Source organism: Streptomyces sp. NBC_00376 (assembly GCF_036077095.1).
In the GTDB taxonomy this organism is placed as follows: Bacteria; Actinomycetota; Actinomycetes; order Streptomycetales; family Streptomycetaceae; genus Streptomyces.
Map to the genome: position 1 here is coordinate 4,123,644 of NZ_CP107960.1, position 16,835 is coordinate 4,140,478.

Sequence of the window (16,835 nt, forward strand, 5' to 3'; positions counted from 1 at the left end):
ACAACAACCCGCACAGCAACCGGGACAACCGAGAGAAACGAAAGGGAGGTCGGTCACGCCATGCGAGATCCGCTGTCCGCGCTGTCGGACGCCTTCACCGCCTTCCTCTTCGGGAAGGTGGAGACGACCAGGCTGCCCGTCCGCACATCGACCGGACAGGCCCAGGCCGTCTATCTGCCCACCGCGGCCCCCGGCCTCGGCGACTCCGGCGTGATCATCGGCCGCGAGGTCTACTCCGGCAAGGGCTACATCTACGACCCCTTCCAGCTGTACGGACAGCAGCTGCCCGCCCCGCACTGGCTGGTGCTCGGCGAGTCCGGCAACGGGAAGTCCGCGCTGGAGAAGACGTACGTGCTCCGCCAGCTCCGCTTCCGCGACCGCCAGGTCGTCGTCCTGGACGCCCAGGGCGAGGACGGCGTCGGCGAGTGGAACCTCATCGCCCAGGAGCTCGGCCTCACCCCGATCCGCCTCGACCCGACCGCCGCCCTCAACGGCGGCATCCGGCTCAACCCGCTCGACCCCTCGATCACCACCACCGGCCAGCTCGCCCTGCTCCGTACGATCATCGAGGTCGCGATGGGGCACGGCCTGGACGAGCGGTCCGGCTTCGCACTGAAGGTCGCCCACGCCTACGTCAACGAGACGATCACCGACCGGCAGCCGGTCCTGACCGACATCGTCGACCAGCTCCGTCACCCGGAGCCCGAGTCCGCCGAGGCGATGAACGTCGACATAGACGATGTACGGGCCTGGGGCCTGGACGTCGCCCTCGTCCTGGACCGGCTGGTCGACGGTGACCTGCGCGGCATGTTCGACGGGCCGACGAGCGTCGGCATCGACCTCGACGCCCCGCTGATCGTCTTCGACCTCTCGCACATCGACCGGAACTCGATCGCGATGCCGATCCTGATGGCGATCGTCGGCGTCTGGCTGGAGCACACCTGGATCAGGCCCGACCGGAAGAAGCGCATCTTCCTGGTGGAAGAAGCCTGGCACATCATCAACTCGCCCTTCGTGGCCCAGCTCTTCCAGCGCCTGCTGAAGTTCGGGCGGCGCCTCGGCCTGTCGTTCGTGGCCGTCGTCCACCACCTCAGCGACGTCGTCGACGGAGCGGCGGCCCGCGAGGCCGCGGCGATCCTCAAGATGGCGTCGACCCGCACGATCTACGCCCAGAAGGCCGACGAGGCCAGAGCGACGGGACGCGTGCTCGGTCTGCCCCGGTGGGCGGTCGAGATCATCCCGACCCTCACCCCCGGCATCGCCGTCTGGGACGTCAACGGCAACGTCCAGGTGGTCAAACACCTGATCACCGAGGCGGAACGACCCCTGGTCTTCACCGACCGCGCGATGACCGAGTCCTCCGCCGCCGAACTCCTCCCCGAGGACGTACGCGCCGCGGACCTGGAGGCGGAGAAGCGTGCGGCACGGATCGAGCACCAGCAACGGCTGAACGATTCGTCCGAGTCAACGGTGGCATGACATGGCGGGGCGCGCTGAGCAACGTAACGGCAGCAGCGGCAGTGGAAGCAGCGGCGGCGGCATCCCGGACGGCCTGCTGATAGGTCTGCTGGCCTTCCTGCTCGGGCTGACGCTACTGGCGTGGACGGCCACCGGGCTGGCCGGACTGTTCGCGCACGGCGCCTGGCCGGAGGGCGTCACGCTCGCCGAGACCCCCTTGTCGATGCGCCGGCTCGTCACCGCACCGCACGACCTCCCGGCCGCCTGGCCGAACACCCCGGCGGGCGAGCTCTCCGGGTACGGGCTCTTCTGGGGCCTGTTCATCGGCGAACTGATGGTGCTGCTGGTACTGACGGTGTTCGTGCTGGGCGTGGTGGCCCGCTGGCGGGTGGTACGGGCGCGGCAGCGGAGCGAGCGGTACGGGGGCGGCGAGAGGCACGAGTACAGGGACGAGTACGAGAACGAGTACGGGGACGAGCCCGTACGGTCGCGGCAGCAGCAGAAAGCCCGCAGCCGGGCACAGCCACCCACGGCCGCTTCTGCCTCCGTCCCTGTCCCTGCCCCCGCTGCCGACCCCGTGGAACACGCCCTGGCCGACACCACCCTTCTCGCCGGAGCCGGAGTCGAAGCAGGTGCCAGTACCGAAGCCGGCACCGGTTCCGGAGCCGAAACCGGTGCTGGAACCGAACCAGGAACCCCCGCCCCCGGCCTCCCTCCGCTCCCCTCCCCCCGCGCCCCCGTCGTCTACGGACCGGCCGCGACGCGTCGTCCCACCGCCGTCCAGGCCATCAACGAAGCCGACGGCCCCGCGCTCGTCGTCACCTCCGACCCCAGCGTCTGGGCCGAGACGAAGGACGCCCGCGCCAAGCTCGGCCCGGTCCTCGTCTACGACCCGGGCCACCTCTGCGACACCCCGGCCCGCCTGCACTGGTCCCCCACCGCAGGCTGCGAACAGCCCGAGACGGCCGCCGCCCGCTCCGCCGCGCTACTGGCCCCGGTCCGGCCGCAGGCCCGTATAGACGCGGCGACCGCCGACACCGCGGAAACGCTCCTGCAGTGCTGGCTGCACGCCGCCGCCATAGACGGCCGGCCCTTCCGCCAGGTCCACCGCTGGGCCCTCGGCGGCAGCGCCCACGAACCGGTGCGCCTGCTCCGTACCCACCCCAAAGCGGCGTCCGGACTCGCCGGTCTACTGGAGTCGGCACTGACCGCCCACCCCGAACGGCGCGAGATGGCACAGGCGTTGACGGTGCGGGCGTTCGGCGCGCTCTCGTCGGTGCACATCCGCGAGGCCTGCACACCGAACCGGTCCGATTCACTCGCGCTGGAATCATTCGCGGGCGAGGGGGGCACCCTCTATGTGGTGGGTGAGCCGATCGAGGACCCCCGCTCGGGGCCGGGAGCAATGCCCCTGCTCACGGCGCTCGCCTCGCACGTGGTCGAGCACGGCCGCCGCATGGCCGCACGGTCATCCGACGGTCGGCTCGACCCACCAATGACGCTCGTGCTCGACGACATCGCCGCGGTGGCACCCCTCCCCCGGCTCCCGGAACTGCTGGCGAACGGCCGGGACATGGGACTGCCGACCCTGGCCCTCCTCCGCTCCCGGGAACAGGCCCGCGCCCGCTGGCCCCAGGGGGTATGACTCCTCGTGAGGCCCGCCAGGGGTTGTTCAGGCAGGCAAGGGACTGTTCAGGCAGGTCAGGGATTGTTCAGATAGGTGAGGACCGCCAGGACGCGACGGTTGCTGTCGTCGTCGTCGGTGATGCCGAGCTTGCCGAACATGGAGGTGGTGTACTTGCCGATGGCACTCTCGCTGAGGAAGAGCCGCCTGCCGATGGCCTGGTTGGACAGTCCTTCGGCCATGAGACCGAGCACGGAGTGTTCTCGTTCGGTGAGCCCTTCCAGCCGTCGGTTCGAAGGCCCGCTGGAGAGCAGCTTGGCGATGACGGCGGGGTCCATCGCGGTCCCGCCACCGGCTACGCGTTCCAGGGCGTCGACGAACTGGTCGGCGTCGAACACACTCTCCTTGAGGAAGTAGCCGATGCCACCGGCACCGTCGGCCAACAGCTCGCGGGCATAGAGCTGTTCGACGTACTGGGAGAGGATCAGGACCGGCAGTCCGGGCAGTTCGCGGCGCGCGGCGAGGGCCGCCCGCAAGCCCTCGTCCGACTGGGTCGGCGGCATACGGATGTCGACAACGGCGACGTCCGGCCGCCACTTCAGCAGCGCGTCCAGCGTCTCGGGTCCGGTGGTCGCCGTCGCCACCACCTGGTGCCCGTACGCCTCGATGAGACGGACCATCCCGTCCCGCAGAAGGTAGAGATCCTCGGCTACAACGATCCGCATGGCACCACTATCCTCGCGCGGGTCGGACCGCCTGCCGGGCCGGCGATCTCCAGGGTGCCGTCTTCCCCAAGCCGCACTGACAATGGAAAAGGCCGTAGAACGCAGAAAAGCCCCGTGTCCACAAGGACACGGGGCTTTCCCGTAAAAGGAGTTCGGCGGCGTCCTACTCTCCCACAGGGTCCCCCCTGCAGTACCATCGGCGCTGAAAGGCTTAGCTTCCGGGTTCGGAATGTAACCGGGCGTTTCCCTAACGCAATGACCACCGAAACACTATGAAATAAACAACACCGGAACAACACGGCCGTTCGTTATTTCAGAACTAACACAGTGGACGCGAGCAACTGAGGACAAGCCCTCGGCCTATTAGTACCAGTCAGCTCCACCCGTTACCGGGCTTCCACATCTGGCCTATCAACCCAGTCGTCTACTGGGAGCCTTAACCAATCAAGTTGGTGGGAATACTCATCTCGAAGCAGGCTTCCCGCTTAGATGCTTTCAGCGGTTATCCTTTCCGAACGTAGCCAACCAGCCATGCCCTTGGCAGAACAACTGGCACACCAGAGGTTCGTCCGTCCCGGTCCTCTCGTACTAGGGACAGCCCTTCTCAATATTCCTACGCGCACAGCGGATAGGGACCGAACTGTCTCACGACGTTCTAAACCCAGCTCGCGTACCGCTTTAATGGGCGAACAGCCCAACCCTTGGGACCGACTCCAGCCCCAGGATGCGACGAGCCGACATCGAGGTGCCAAACCATCCCGTCGATATGGACTCTTGGGGAAGATCAGCCTGTTATCCCCGGGGTACCTTTTATCCGTTGAGCGACAGCGCTTCCACAAGCCACTGCCGGATCACTAGTCCCGACTTTCGTCCCTGCTCGACCCGTCGGTCTCACAGTCAAGCTCCCTTGTGCACTTACACTCAACACCTGATTGCCAACCAGGCTGAGGGAACCTTTGGGCGCCTCCGTTACTCTTTAGGAGGCAACCGCCCCAGTTAAACTACCCATCAGACACTGTCCCTGATCCGGATCACGGACCCAGGTTAGACATCCAGCACGACCAGAGTGGTATTTCAACGGCGACTCCACAACCACTGGCGTGGCTGCTTCAAAGTCTCCCACCTATCCTACACAAGCCGAACCGAACACCAATATCAAACTGTAGTAAAGGTCCCGGGGTCTTTCCGTCCTGCTGCGCGAAACGAGCATCTTTACTCGTAGTGCAATTTCACCGGGCCTATGGTTGAGACAGTCGAGAAGTCGTTACGCCATTCGTGCAGGTCGGAACTTACCCGACAAGGAATTTCGCTACCTTAGGATGGTTATAGTTACCACCGCCGTTTACTGGCGCTTAAGTTCTCAGCTTCGCCGACCCGAAAGTCAGCTAACCGGTCCCCTTAACGTTCCAGCACCGGGCAGGCGTCAGTCCGTATACATCGCCTTACGGCTTCGCACGGACCTGTGTTTTTAGTAAACAGTCGCTTCTCGCTGGTCTCTGCGGCCACCCCCAGCTCGGAGAGCAAGTCTCCTCACCAGTGATGGCCCCCCTTCTCCCGAAGTTACGGGGGCATTTTGCCGAGTTCCTTAACCATAGTTCACCCGAACGCCTCGGTATTCTCTACCTGACCACCTGAGTCGGTTTAGGGTACGGGCCGCCATGAAACTCGCTAGAGGCTTTTCTCGACAGCATAGGATCATCCACTTCACCACAATCGGCTCGGCATCAGGTCTCAGACTTATATGCACGACGGATTTACCTACCGTGCGTCCTACACCCTTACCCCGGGACAACCACCGCCCGGGCTGGACTACCTTCCTGCGTCACCCCATCGCTTACCTACTACCACCTTGGTTCATCGGCTCCACCACTACCCTCAACTCCGAAGAGATCGGGCCGGCTTCACGGACTTAGCATTAATGGGCTCAGTATTGGGCGTTTCAAAGCGGGTACCGGAATATCAACCGGTTGTCCATCGACTACGCCTGTCGGCCTCGCCTTAGGTCCCGACTTACCCTGGGCAGATCAGCTTGACCCAGGAACCCTTAGTCAATCGGCGCACACGTTTCTCACGTGTGTATCGCTACTCATGCCTGCATTCTCACTCGTGAACCGTCCACAACTCGCTTCCGCGGCTGCTTCACCCGGCACACGACGCTCCCCTACCCATCCACACAGGCGTTGGCCCTTCACGTGTGAATGACACGACTTCGGCGGTACGCTTGAGCCCCGCTACATTGTCGGCGCGGAATCACTTGACCAGTGAGCTATTACGCACTCTTTCAAGGGTGGCTGCTTCTAAGCCAACCTCCTGGTTGTCTCTGCGACTCCACATCCTTTCCCACTTAGCGTACGCTTAGGGGCCTTAGTCGATGCTCTGGGCTGTTTCCCTCTCGACCATGGAGCTTATCCCCCACAGTCTCACTGCCGTGCTCTCACTTACCGGCATTCGGAGTTTGGCTAAGGTCAGTAACCCGGTAGGGCCCATCGCCTATCCAGTGCTCTACCTCCGGCAAGAAACACACGACGCTGCACCTAAATGCATTTCGGGGAGAACCAGCTATCACGGAGTTTGATTGGCCTTTCACCCCTAACCACAGGTCATCCCCCAGGTTTTCAACCCTGGTGGGTTCGGTCCTCCACGAAGTCTTACCTCCGCTTCAACCTGCCCATGGCTAGATCACTCCGCTTCGGGTCTTGAGCGTGCTACTGAAACGCCCTATTCGGACTCGCTTTCGCTACGGCTTCCCCACACGGGTTAACCTCGCAACACACCGCAAACTCGCAGGCTCATTCTTCAAAAGGCACGCAGTCACGACTGTTGCTCCGAAGAACAACAGCGACGCTCCCACGGCTTGTAGGCACACGGTTTCAGGTACTATTTCACTCCGCTCCCGCGGTACTTTTCACCATTCCCTCACGGTACTATCCGCTATCGGTCACCAGGGAATATTTAGGCTTAGCGGGTGGTCCCGCCAGATTCACACGGGATTTCTCGGGCCCCGTGCTACTTGGGTGTCTCTCAAACGAGCCGTCAATGTTTCAGCTACGGGGGTCTTACCCTCTACGCCGGACCTTTCGCATGTCCTTCGCCTACATCAACGGTTTCTGACTCGTCCCACGGCCGGCAGACCGTGGAAGAGAGATCCCACAACCCCGCATGCGCAACCCCTGCCGGGTATCACACGCATACGGTTTGGCCTCATCCGGTTTCGCTCGCCACTACTCCCGGAATCACGGTTGTTTTCTCTTCCTGAGGGTACTGAGATGTTTCACTTCCCCTCGTTCCCTCCACACTGCCTATGTGTTCAGCAGCGGGTGACAGCCCATGACGACTGCCGGGTTTCCCCATTCGGACACCCCCGGATCAAAGCTCGGTTGACAGCTCCCCGGGGCCTATCGTGGCCTCCCACGTCCTTCATCGGTTCCTGGTGCCAAGGCATCCACCGTGCGCCCTTAAAAACTTGGCCACAGATGCTCGCGTCCACTGTGCAGTTCTCAAACAACGACCAGCCACCCATCACCCCGCTCCGAAGAACAGGTTCACTGGGGCCGGCAACTGAAGGCGACCATCACGGCCGTACCCTCAGATACCCAACAACGTGCCCGACCCGACCTGCCGTCCCCCACGTTCCACGCCGAAGCAGTACTAGTGAAAAACAACCTGTCGTGCCGAATAGTCAACGTTCCACCCATGAGCAACCACCGTCGAACATTTGCCGACGTAGTGGCCTCTGACCAGGCAAGCCCGGTAAGAAATGCTCCTTAGAAAGGAGGTGATCCAGCCGCACCTTCCGGTACGGCTACCTTGTTACGACTTCGTCCCAATCGCCAGTCCCACCTTCGACAGCTCCCTCCCACAAGGGGTTGGGCCACCGGCTTCGGGTGTTACCGACTTTCGTGACGTGACGGGCGGTGTGTACAAGGCCCGGGAACGTATTCACCGCAGCAATGCTGATCTGCGATTACTAGCAACTCCGACTTCATGGGGTCGAGTTGCAGACCCCAATCCGAACTGAGACCGGCTTTTTGAGATTCGCTCCGCCTCGCGGCATCGCAGCTCATTGTACCGGCCATTGTAGCACGTGTGCAGCCCAAGACATAAGGGGCATGATGACTTGACGTCGTCCCCACCTTCCTCCGAGTTGACCCCGGCAGTCTCCTGTGAGTCCCCATCACCCCGAAGGGCATGCTGGCAACACAGAACAAGGGTTGCGCTCGTTGCGGGACTTAACCCAACATCTCACGACACGAGCTGACGACAGCCATGCACCACCTGTACACCGACCACAAGGGGGGCACCATCTCTGATGCTTTCCGGTGTATGTCAAGCCTTGGTAAGGTTCTTCGCGTTGCGTCGAATTAAGCCACATGCTCCGCTGCTTGTGCGGGCCCCCGTCAATTCCTTTGAGTTTTAGCCTTGCGGCCGTACTCCCCAGGCGGGGAACTTAATGCGTTAGCTGCGGCACCGACGACGTGGAATGTCGCCAACACCTAGTTCCCAACGTTTACGGCGTGGACTACCAGGGTATCTAATCCTGTTCGCTCCCCACGCTTTCGCTCCTCAGCGTCAGTAATGGCCCAGAGATCCGCCTTCGCCACCGGTGTTCCTCCTGATATCTGCGCATTTCACCGCTACACCAGGAATTCCGATCTCCCCTACCACACTCTAGCCTGCCCGTATCGACTGCAGACCCGGGGTTAAGCCCCGGGCTTTCACAACCGACGCAACAAGCCGCCTACGAGCTCTTTACGCCCAATAATTCCGGACAACGCTTGCGCCCTACGTATTACCGCGGCTGCTGGCACGTAGTTAGCCGGCGCTTCTTCTGCAGGTACCGTCACTCTCGCTTCTTCCCTGCTGAAAGAGGTTTACAACCCGAAGGCCGTCATCCCTCACGCGGCGTCGCTGCATCAGGCTTTCGCCCATTGTGCAATATTCCCCACTGCTGCCTCCCGTAGGAGTCTGGGCCGTGTCTCAGTCCCAGTGTGGCCGGTCGCCCTCTCAGGCCGGCTACCCGTCGTCGCCTTGGTAGGCCATCACCCCACCAACAAGCTGATAGGCCGCGGGCTCATCCTTCACCGCCGGAGCTTTCAACCCCGTCCCATGCGGGACAGAGTGTTATCCGGTATTAGACCCCGTTTCCAGGGCTTGTCCCAGAGTGAAGGGCAGATTGCCCACGTGTTACTCACCCGTTCGCCACTAATCCACCCCGAAGGGCTTCATCGTTCGACTTGCATGTGTTAAGCACGCCGCCAGCGTTCGTCCTGAGCCAGGATCAAACTCTCCGTGAATGTTTTCCCGTGATCGGGACAACACAACACGAGAGCGGAACGACCGGACGGAATAAGACCGGTCGTTCACAGCGTCCTCGCTGTGTAAATTGCCCACCAGGTCAGTGACCTCGTGGGACTTTCAAAGGAACCTCCAACCTGCCGAAGCAGGCCGGGGTATCAACATATCTGGCGTTGACTTTTGGCACGCTGTTGAGTTCTCAAGGAACGGACGCTTCCTTTGTACTCACCCTCTCGGGCTTTCCTCCGGGCTTTTCCCTTCGGTCTTGCGTTTCCGACTCTATCAGACTCTTTCGTGTCCGATTCCCGGTCGAAGCGGGATCCTGCTTTTCGCTTTCCAGTTCTTCGCTTTCGCGTTTCCCTTTCCGGCGAGTCCGACTCTATCAGATCCTTTCGGGCCTGATTCCCAGTCAGCGGGGTTTGTCTTCCCGGCCGTTGGGCCGTTCCGACGTTCCGAACTCTAGCGGATTTTCCCGGCGACTCATAATCGGGTCATCGAAATCAATTTCGGCATGCCGAAATTGTCCCGAGTGGGAGATCGTGCTGAGTTTGGTTGCCGCATTCGCGGCGGGATCGGCTGTCGCAGAACCGTACCGGCTCCGTGACAACTCGAAGAACCTTACGGACCGGCGGAGGGTGTGTCAACCCCGCCAGGTCAAGCCCTTTTCCCACGTGTCGGACGCGGGTTCAGCCCAGGTCGGTGAGGCGGCCGCCGGCGTCCGGCTGGGCGTGCTCCACGCGGCGCAGGAGGCGGATCAGCATGTCGCCGAGGCCGCCGCGCTCGTCGGCCGTGAGGTCCTGGAGCAGGTCCTCCTCGAAGTCGGTGGCCATCCGCATCGCCTCCAGCCACTTCGTACGCCCCTCGTCGGTCAGCTCGACGATCACGCGGACCCGGTTGTTCTCGTCCCGGTCGCGGGTGACCAGGCCCTCACCCGCCATGCGGTCGATGCGGTGGGTCATCGCCGCCGGGGTGAGGCCCAAGCGCTTCGCCAGCTCTCCCGGGCCCAGGCGGTACGGGGAGCCGGCCAGGACCAGGGTCTTGAGGACCTCCCACTCGGCGTTGCTGATGCCGAGCGCGGCGAGCTGGCGTCCGTACGCCACGTTCATCCGGCGGTTCAGGCGGCCCAGGGCCGAGACGACCTGTTCGACCTGCGGGTCGAGGTCGCGGAATTCGCGCTGGTAGGCGGCGATCTGCTCGTCGAGGCTCGGCTCCTGTGGTCCGGGCTGCTCGGGGGTGTCAGGCATGGCGGGAAGTATGGCACGCCTCCCATAGCCGTCGAAGTCCTTCGATCTGTATTGTTGAGGTTCTAACTTTAGTGCTAAAGTCTTCGGGTTCGAGTCGTTCAAATGGCTCGGCGTATCGCTTCGAGACCTTGAGGTAGGTGAGTGTGACCAGGGAGATGGGTGCAGCACTGCGGCGGATCCAGCTGGGGAGCGCGCTGAGCGCGTTCGGGCTGGGGTTCACCGTTCCGTATCTGTACGTCTATGTGGCACAGGTACGTGATCTTGGTGCTGGCACCGCGGGAGTCGTACTGGCGGTCTTCGCCATGGCGGCGCTGGCCGTTCTGCCGTTCACCGGGCGTGCGATCGACCGGCGCGGGCCGCTGCCCGTACTCGTCGTCGCCTCCGGCATCGCCACCCTGGGCGCCGTCGCCCTCGGTCTTTCGTCGGGCGTGACCGCGTCCGTGCTGTCCGCCGCGGTGCTCGGCGCGGGTACGGCGGTCATGCAGCCGGCGCTCGCGACCATGCTCGTGTGGTGCTCCAGCACCGCCACCCGTACGCGCGCCTTCGCCATGCAGTTCTTCCTGCAGAACCTCGGGCTCGGCATCGGCGGACTGGTCGGCGGGCAGATCGTCGACACGAACCGGCCGGAGACCTTCACCCTGCTGTTCCTCATCGAAGCCGCGATGTTCGTCGTGCTCGGCGTCATCGCCTGCACGGTGCGGCTGTCCCGTTCGCCCGCCAACGCGGACGCCAGGGCGACCGACGGGTCCAGGGCGACGGGCGGGCTGCGGGCGCTGCTCTCGCACCGGGCCATGGTGCAGCTGTGCGTGCTGGGCTTCGTGCTGTTCTTCGCCTGCTACGGACAGTTCGAGTCCGGGCTCGCGGCGTACGGCACCGAGGCCGCCGGGATGCAGCCCTCGACGCTCGGCATCGCGCTGGCCGCCAACACCGCCGTCATCGTCGTGGCGCAGTTCGTCGTGCTGCGGCTCGTCGAGCGCCGCAGGCGCAGCCGGGTCATCGCCTCGGTCGGTCTGATCTGGGCGTTCGCCTGGATCGTGGCCGGTTACGCGGGGCTGGGGCACGGCAGCCAGACCATGGCGACGGCCGCGATGATCTCCACGTACGCACTGTTCGGGCTCGGTGAGTCGATGCTGTCGCCGACCGTGGCCCCGCTGGTGGCCGATCTGGCGCCGGAGTCGATGGTCGGTCAGTACAACTCCGCGTTCGCCCTGTGCAAGCAGCTCGCGCTGGCGGTCGGTCCGGCTGTCGGCGGGCCGATGGGGGCGACGCTGCACGGGCCGTACATCGTGACGTTCGTGCTGTTCTCGCTGGGCATCACGGCGCTGGCGCTGCGGCTCGGCCGGCAGCTCACTCCCGTACAGGACCAGCCTTCGCTGGAGACGGTGCCCTCCAGGGTGGTGGCCGTGTCACTGCCGGATGCCGAGCCCGGCTCCGCTTCCGCCCCTGCTCCTGCTTCCGCCTCCGCGGCGGCCGCTGCTCGCTGAGCGGCCGGGCCCTGCCGGTGACAGGGCCCTCACTGCGGCAGGGCGAATTCGCACCAGACCGCTTTGCCGCCGCCCGGTGTGCGGCGGCTGCCCCAGGACGAGGCGATCGTCGCGACGATCGAGATGCCGCGGCCCGCTTCGTCCGCCGGGTCGGCCCGGCGGCGGCGCGGCAGGTGGTCGTCGCCGTCGGTCACCTCGATGATCAGGCGGCGGTCGGTGCGCCGCAGGCCCAGCCGCATCGGCGGGGTGCCGTGCTTGAGGGAGTTCGCGACGAGTTCGCCGGCGGCCAGGACGCCCAGGTCGCAGAGTTCGACCGGGAACCGCCACGAGGTGAGGACCCCCGTCGCGAAGGCGCGGGCGCGCGGGGCCGCCTCGATGCCGCCGAGCAGATCGAGCGAGGCGTTGTGGAACAGCTCCGCGCTCGCCCCCGTGCGGGCGGGGTGCTGGACCACCAGCACCGCCACGTCGTCGTCGTGCTCCGCGGTCACGCCGAGTGAGCGGATCAGCCGGTCGCAGACCACCTGTGGTGACCCCTTGGCCCCGGAGAGGGCACGTTCCAGCGCGGCGACGCCCTCGTCGATGTCCTCGCTCCGGCGCTCCACCAGGCCGTCCGTATAGAGGACGGCGGTGGAACCGGGCGGCAGCGCGATCGTGCCCGAGGTGTGGATCCAGCCGCCGGTGCCGAGCGGCGGTCCCGTCGGGTCCTCGGCCCGGTGGACCGTGCCGTCCTCGTGGCACACCAGGATCGGGAGGTGGCCGGCGGAGGAGTAGACGAGCCGGCCCTCGTTGGGGTCGTGGACCGCGTAGGCGCAGGTGGCGATCTGGCTGGCGTCGATCTCGGCGGCGAGGCCGTCCAGCAGCTGAAGCACCTCGTGCGGCGGGAGGTCGAGCCGGGCGTAGGCGCGTACGGCCGTACGGAGCTGGCCCATGACCGCGGCGGCCCGCACCCCGCGGCCCATCACGTCCCCGATGACCAGGGCGGTGCGGCCCGCGCCGAGGGTGATGACGTCGTACCAGTCGCCGCCGACCGCGGCGTCCGTGCCGCCGGGCTGGTAGGTGGCGGCGATCCGGAGGTCGTCGGGCTGCTCCAGCTCCTGCGGGAGCAGGGAACGCTGGAGGGTGACGGCCGTTTCGCGGTGGCGGCGCTCGCTGGCGCGGAGCCGTTCGGCGGCCTCGGCGTGGTCGGTGACATCGGCGGCGTACACGAGCACACCGCTCTCGCCCCCTCTGCCTCGGCCCCTGTTGTTCTTGCTGTTCTTGTTGCTCGTACCGGCCTTGTTCGGCGGGGTTCCGTCGTCGTCGCTGTCCCGGCGTACCGGGGTGCAGGTCACGGTGTACGAATTGCCGCTGCGGACCTTGCGGGACTTGACCGTACGGGGAGTGCCGCTGCGCAGGACCTGGTCCATGAGGGGCAGCAGGCTCAGCTCGTCGAGCTCGGGCATCGCCTCGGCGGCGGTGGCACCGGCCGGGCGGGGCCCGAAGGCGGCTGCGTAGGCGTCGTTGACGTACGCGATCCGGTGGTCGGGGCCGTACACCAGGGCCACCAGGGCGGGCAGCTGGCCGAGGATGTCCCGGGCGGAGAGGTCCTCCAGGGCGGGGCCGGCCGGCCGCGGAGCCGCACCCTGCGAGTCGTCCAGCGGATCGGGGCCCGTACCGGCCTGCGGGTCACCGTCCGGCGGGCGGGGGCCGGTCTCGGGCCGTGCGTACTCGGCGCGGGCCGAGGGCACGGAACTGCGGTCGTCCCGTGCGGCGGCGCGGCGCTGCGTTCCAGGTAGGCGGGCGCTCCAGCGCGTGAAGTTCACGGAATTTCTGGCCTCGTGTGTCGGTCTGGTCCGCTCTCGCGGGCTGCTCACTGTCGGTCACTGCCGGCCGGGTCACTCTGTGCAGATGTGGGCCCACCTATGGTCACACGTCCAGTGTGACGGACCGTACTGACAGTTGTCGGTACGGTCCGCCGCCCGGCGGGTGGACGGGCGGGTCGACGGTCCGTCAGCCGCCGTTCCCCGTCGGGCCGTCGGGCCCGGAGCCGGCATCCGGCCCCGGCGAGTTGCCGGGGCCCGGCGGGGTGTCCCGGCCCGGCGGGCCGTCCGGACCGGGGCGTCCGCCGCCTGCGGCGAGCTCGAACTCGGCGCGTGGGTGTTCCAGCGAGCCGAGGGAGACGATCTCGCGCTTGAAGAGCCCGGCGAGGGTCCATTCGGCAAGGACTCGTGCCTTCCGGTTGAACGTGGGGACACGGCTGAGGTGGTACGTACGGTGCATCAGCCAGGCCGGATAGCCCTTGAACTTACGGCCGTAGACATGGGCGACGCCCTTGTGGAGGCCGAGCGAGGCGACGGAGCCCGCGTAGCTGTGCCGGTACTCCTTCAGGGGCTGTCGGGCGAGGGACGCGAGGATGTTCTCGGCGAGGACCTTGGCCTGGCGCACCGCGTGCTGGGCGTTGGGCGCGGTCTGCTTGCCCGCTTCCTCGGCGGTCAGGTCGGGTACGGCCGCGGCGTCCCCGGCGGCCCAGGCGTGCTCGACGCCCTCGACGGCGAGTTCCGCCGTGCACCTGAGCCTGCCCCGTTCGTCGAGCGGCAGATCGGTCGCGGCCAGGACCGGCGCGGGTTTGACTCCCGCGGTCCACACGAGGGTGCGGGTCGGGAACCGGGAACCGTCGCTCAGGACGGCGATCCGGCCTTCGCAGGACTCCAGCCGGGTGTCGAGGCGTACGTCGATGTTGCGGCCGCGCAGCTCACGGATCGCGTACGTGCCCATCGTCTCGCCGACCTCCGGGAGGATGCGGCCGGACGCCTCGACGAGGATCCACTTCAGGTCCTCGGCCTTGATGTTGTGGTAGTACCGCGAGGTGTAGCGGGCCATGTCCTCCAGCTCGGCGAGGGCCTCGACGCCCGCGTATCCGCCGCCGACGACGACGAAGGTGAGCGCGGCGTCACGGATGGCGGGGTCGCGGGTGGCGGAGGCGATGTCCATCTGCTCGATGACGTGGTTGCGCAGTCCGATGGCCTCCTCGACGGTCTTGAAGCCGATGCCGTGGTCGGCGAGGCCTGGGACCGGGAGGGTGCGCGAGACGGAGCCGGGGGCGAGGACGAGTTCGTCGTACGGGATCTCGACCGCGCCGGTGCCGTCCTCCCCCGTGGCGAGGGTGGTGACGGTGGCCGTGCGCTTGGCGTGGTCGATGGACTGCGCCTCACCGATCACGATCTTGCAGTCCGCGAGGACACGGCGGAGCGGCACGACGACATGGCGCGGTGAGATCGAACCGGCGGCCGCCTCGGGCAGGAACGGCTGATACGTCATATAAGGCTCGGGGGTGACGACCACGATCTCGGCCTCACCGCTTCTGAGTCTCTGCTTCAGCTTCCGCTGGAGACGCAGCGCTGTGTACATCCCGACGTAGCCGCCACCGACGACGAGAATGCGCACACCCGGTGGGGGGCCGGGGGGTGTTCCCCCGGAATCTGAAGCCATCACCACCCCATGACGCAACGTGCTCAAGGGTTTGTCCACAGGCTCGACAAATTGTGTGACCGGAGGTTCCGGATGGGCGGTGGCCGCAGGGCTCGGCGGGGATGCGCAAGCCGCGCAGGTCAGGGGTTGAGGCGGTGGTTCCGGACGGGGGCCGAATCAGTGACCAACCGGTCCTTGCGCCGATCGGGGGGCGCTCCGTGCGGAACTACCCCCTTCTGAATTGAGCCGGGCTCAACTATGTTCGTATGTCGTCGGGGTGTCGGATGGGGACGATGATCCGCTCCCCGGCTCAAACGGCGGGAAGTCTCCGGGGGGAGACGTCATAACCGGGGGAACAGTTATGCATATTCAGGATTCTTGGCAGGCTTCGGCTGCGGTTTCGTCCCATTCGTCCGATGGAACAGGGCGAAACGGAGCGGTGGGAAACGGAGCGGTGGGAGCGGTCGGGACAGTGACGGCCAGTTCGGTCGGCACGGTCGGAACCGGCGGAGCCAATGGGGCAGCCGGTGCGACCGGGGCTGCCGGGGGCTCCGGGGCGAATGGCCGCTCGGCTCCGCTGCGCGTGGATGCGCAGCGGAATCTGGAACATGTCCTGCGGGCCGCGCGCGAGGTGTTCGGCGAGCTGGGGTACGGGGCTCCGATGGAAGACGTGGCGCGCCGCGCCAGGGTCGGAGTCGGCACGGTGTACCGGCGCTTCCCGAGCAAGGACGTGCTGGTCAGGCGGATAGCCGAGGAGGAGACCTCCCGGCTGACGGACCAGGCCCGGACCGCACTCGGCCAGGAGGACGAACCGTGGTCGGCGCTGTCGCGCTTCCTGCGTACGTCCGTGGCCTCGGGTGCGGGGCGGCTGCTGCCGCCGCAGGTGCTGCGGGTCGGCGTCGATGGCGACTCCGACGGCTCCGGTGGCAATGACCTGGCGGTGGCCGGGGAGTCGGTGACCATACCGGGTTCGGCATCGGGTTCGGGATCGGGCGCCGATCGGGAGGAAGCCCGGGTTCCTCAGCAACGGCAGGGCGCCGGCCAGGCCGACCTCCGGGCGGCCGACGAACCTTCCGCCGCGGAGACCGGCATCGCGGACGACGACACGGGAGCCGGCGAGCTGCTGGAGGTGGTCGGCCGCCTGGTGGACCGGGCACGGGCAGCCGGTGAACTGCGTCGTGACGTGACGGTCGCGGATGTGCTGCTGGTGATCGCGACGGCGGCGCCTTCGCTGCCTGACGCGGCACAGCAGGCCGCCGCTTCCAGCCGGCTCCTGGACATCCTGCTCGAGGGGCTGCGCTCCCGGCCGGTCACCTGAGTCGCCCGAGTCGCCTTAGTCGCCTGATCGGAGCGTGTGTGGGGGCGGTGAGCCCACAGCGCTTGTGGTGCGCGGGCGCGGTGGCCAGTGCTGCTGCGCCCGGCGCCCCGGCGTGCCGCCAACCGCGAGCTGTGCCCGGCGTGCTGCGTGCTGCGTGCTGCGTGCTGCGTGCTGCGTCAGGCTGCTGCTGCGGCCCGGGCGGTGGAGGCGGGCGGCTCGAGTGGTTGATGTGGCCCGTTT

8 protein-coding genes and 3 rRNA genes are annotated in these 16,835 nt (G+C 66.1%); 4 read left to right on the forward strand and 7 right to left on the reverse strand.

Annotated elements, in window-relative coordinates:
• Positions 1–60 precede the first annotated feature (60 nt).
• Positions 61–1,479 (forward strand): ATP-binding protein, encoded by a 1,419-nt coding sequence (locus tag OG842_RS18660; protein WP_266731018.1) that lies wholly within the window; start codon positions 61–63, stop codon positions 1,477–1,479.
• Position 1,480: 1 nt separating this feature from the next.
• Positions 1,481–3,103 carry a type VI secretion protein gene (locus tag OG842_RS18665; RefSeq protein ID WP_266731019.1) on the forward strand — a complete coding sequence of 541 codons (1,623 nt, stop codon included), beginning with the start codon at positions 1,481–1,483 and terminating at the stop codon, positions 3,101–3,103.
• 56 nt (positions 3,104–3,159) lie between these two features.
• Here OG842_RS18665 and OG842_RS18670 read toward each other — a convergent pair whose 3' ends face one another.
• From OG842_RS18670 to OG842_RS18690, 5 genes are all read right to left on the reverse strand, one after another.
• Complete coding sequence (locus tag OG842_RS18670; RefSeq protein ID WP_266731021.1) at positions 3,160–3,807, reverse strand: response regulator transcription factor; 648 nt, start codon at positions 3,805–3,807, stop codon at positions 3,160–3,162.
• A 150-nt stretch (positions 3,808–3,957) separates the two neighbouring features.
• Positions 3,958–4,074 (reverse strand): 5S ribosomal RNA (gene rrf / locus OG842_RS18675).
• A gap of 76 nt (positions 4,075–4,150) precedes the next feature.
• Positions 4,151–7,276 (reverse strand): 23S ribosomal RNA (locus OG842_RS18680).
• 299 nt (positions 7,277–7,575) lie between these two features.
• A 16S ribosomal RNA gene (locus OG842_RS18685) occupies positions 7,576–9,101 on the reverse strand.
• The 16S, 23S and 5S rRNA genes sit together here, the layout of an rRNA operon.
• Before the next feature lie 687 nt (positions 9,102–9,788).
• Positions 9,789–10,346, reverse strand: a complete 558-nt coding sequence (locus OG842_RS18690; RefSeq protein WP_266731022.1) for a MarR family winged helix-turn-helix transcriptional regulator — start codon at positions 10,344–10,346, stop codon at positions 9,789–9,791.
• Between the two features lie 155 nt (positions 10,347–10,501).
• On the opposite strand from OG842_RS18690, the gene OG842_RS18695 reads away from it, so the two are divergent.
• Positions 10,502–11,830 carry an MFS transporter gene (locus tag OG842_RS18695; RefSeq protein WP_266733673.1) on the forward strand — a complete coding sequence of 443 codons (1,329 nt, stop codon included), beginning with the start codon at positions 10,502–10,504 and terminating at the stop codon, positions 11,828–11,830.
• A 29-nt stretch (positions 11,831–11,859) separates the two neighbouring features.
• On the opposite strand, the gene OG842_RS18700 is transcribed toward OG842_RS18695, so the two are convergent.
• Complete coding sequence (locus OG842_RS18700; protein ID WP_266731024.1) at positions 11,860–13,632, reverse strand: ATP-binding SpoIIE family protein phosphatase; 1,773 nt, start codon at positions 13,630–13,632, stop codon at positions 11,860–11,862.
• Positions 13,633–13,819: 187 nt separating this feature from the next.
• The gene (locus tag OG842_RS18705; RefSeq protein WP_266731026.1) at positions 13,820–15,298 is read right to left on the reverse strand and encodes an NAD(P)/FAD-dependent oxidoreductase; all 1,479 of its coding nucleotides are present in this window, start codon (positions 15,296–15,298) and stop codon (positions 13,820–13,822) included.
• A gap of 340 nt (positions 15,299–15,638) precedes the next feature.
• Between OG842_RS18705 and OG842_RS18710 the strand changes: the two genes are divergently transcribed.
• Positions 15,639–16,595 carry a TetR/AcrR family transcriptional regulator gene (locus tag OG842_RS18710; protein WP_266731027.1) on the forward strand — a complete coding sequence of 319 codons (957 nt, stop codon included), beginning with the start codon at positions 15,639–15,641 and terminating at the stop codon, positions 16,593–16,595.
• The last annotated feature ends 240 nt before the right edge of the window (positions 16,596–16,835 follow it).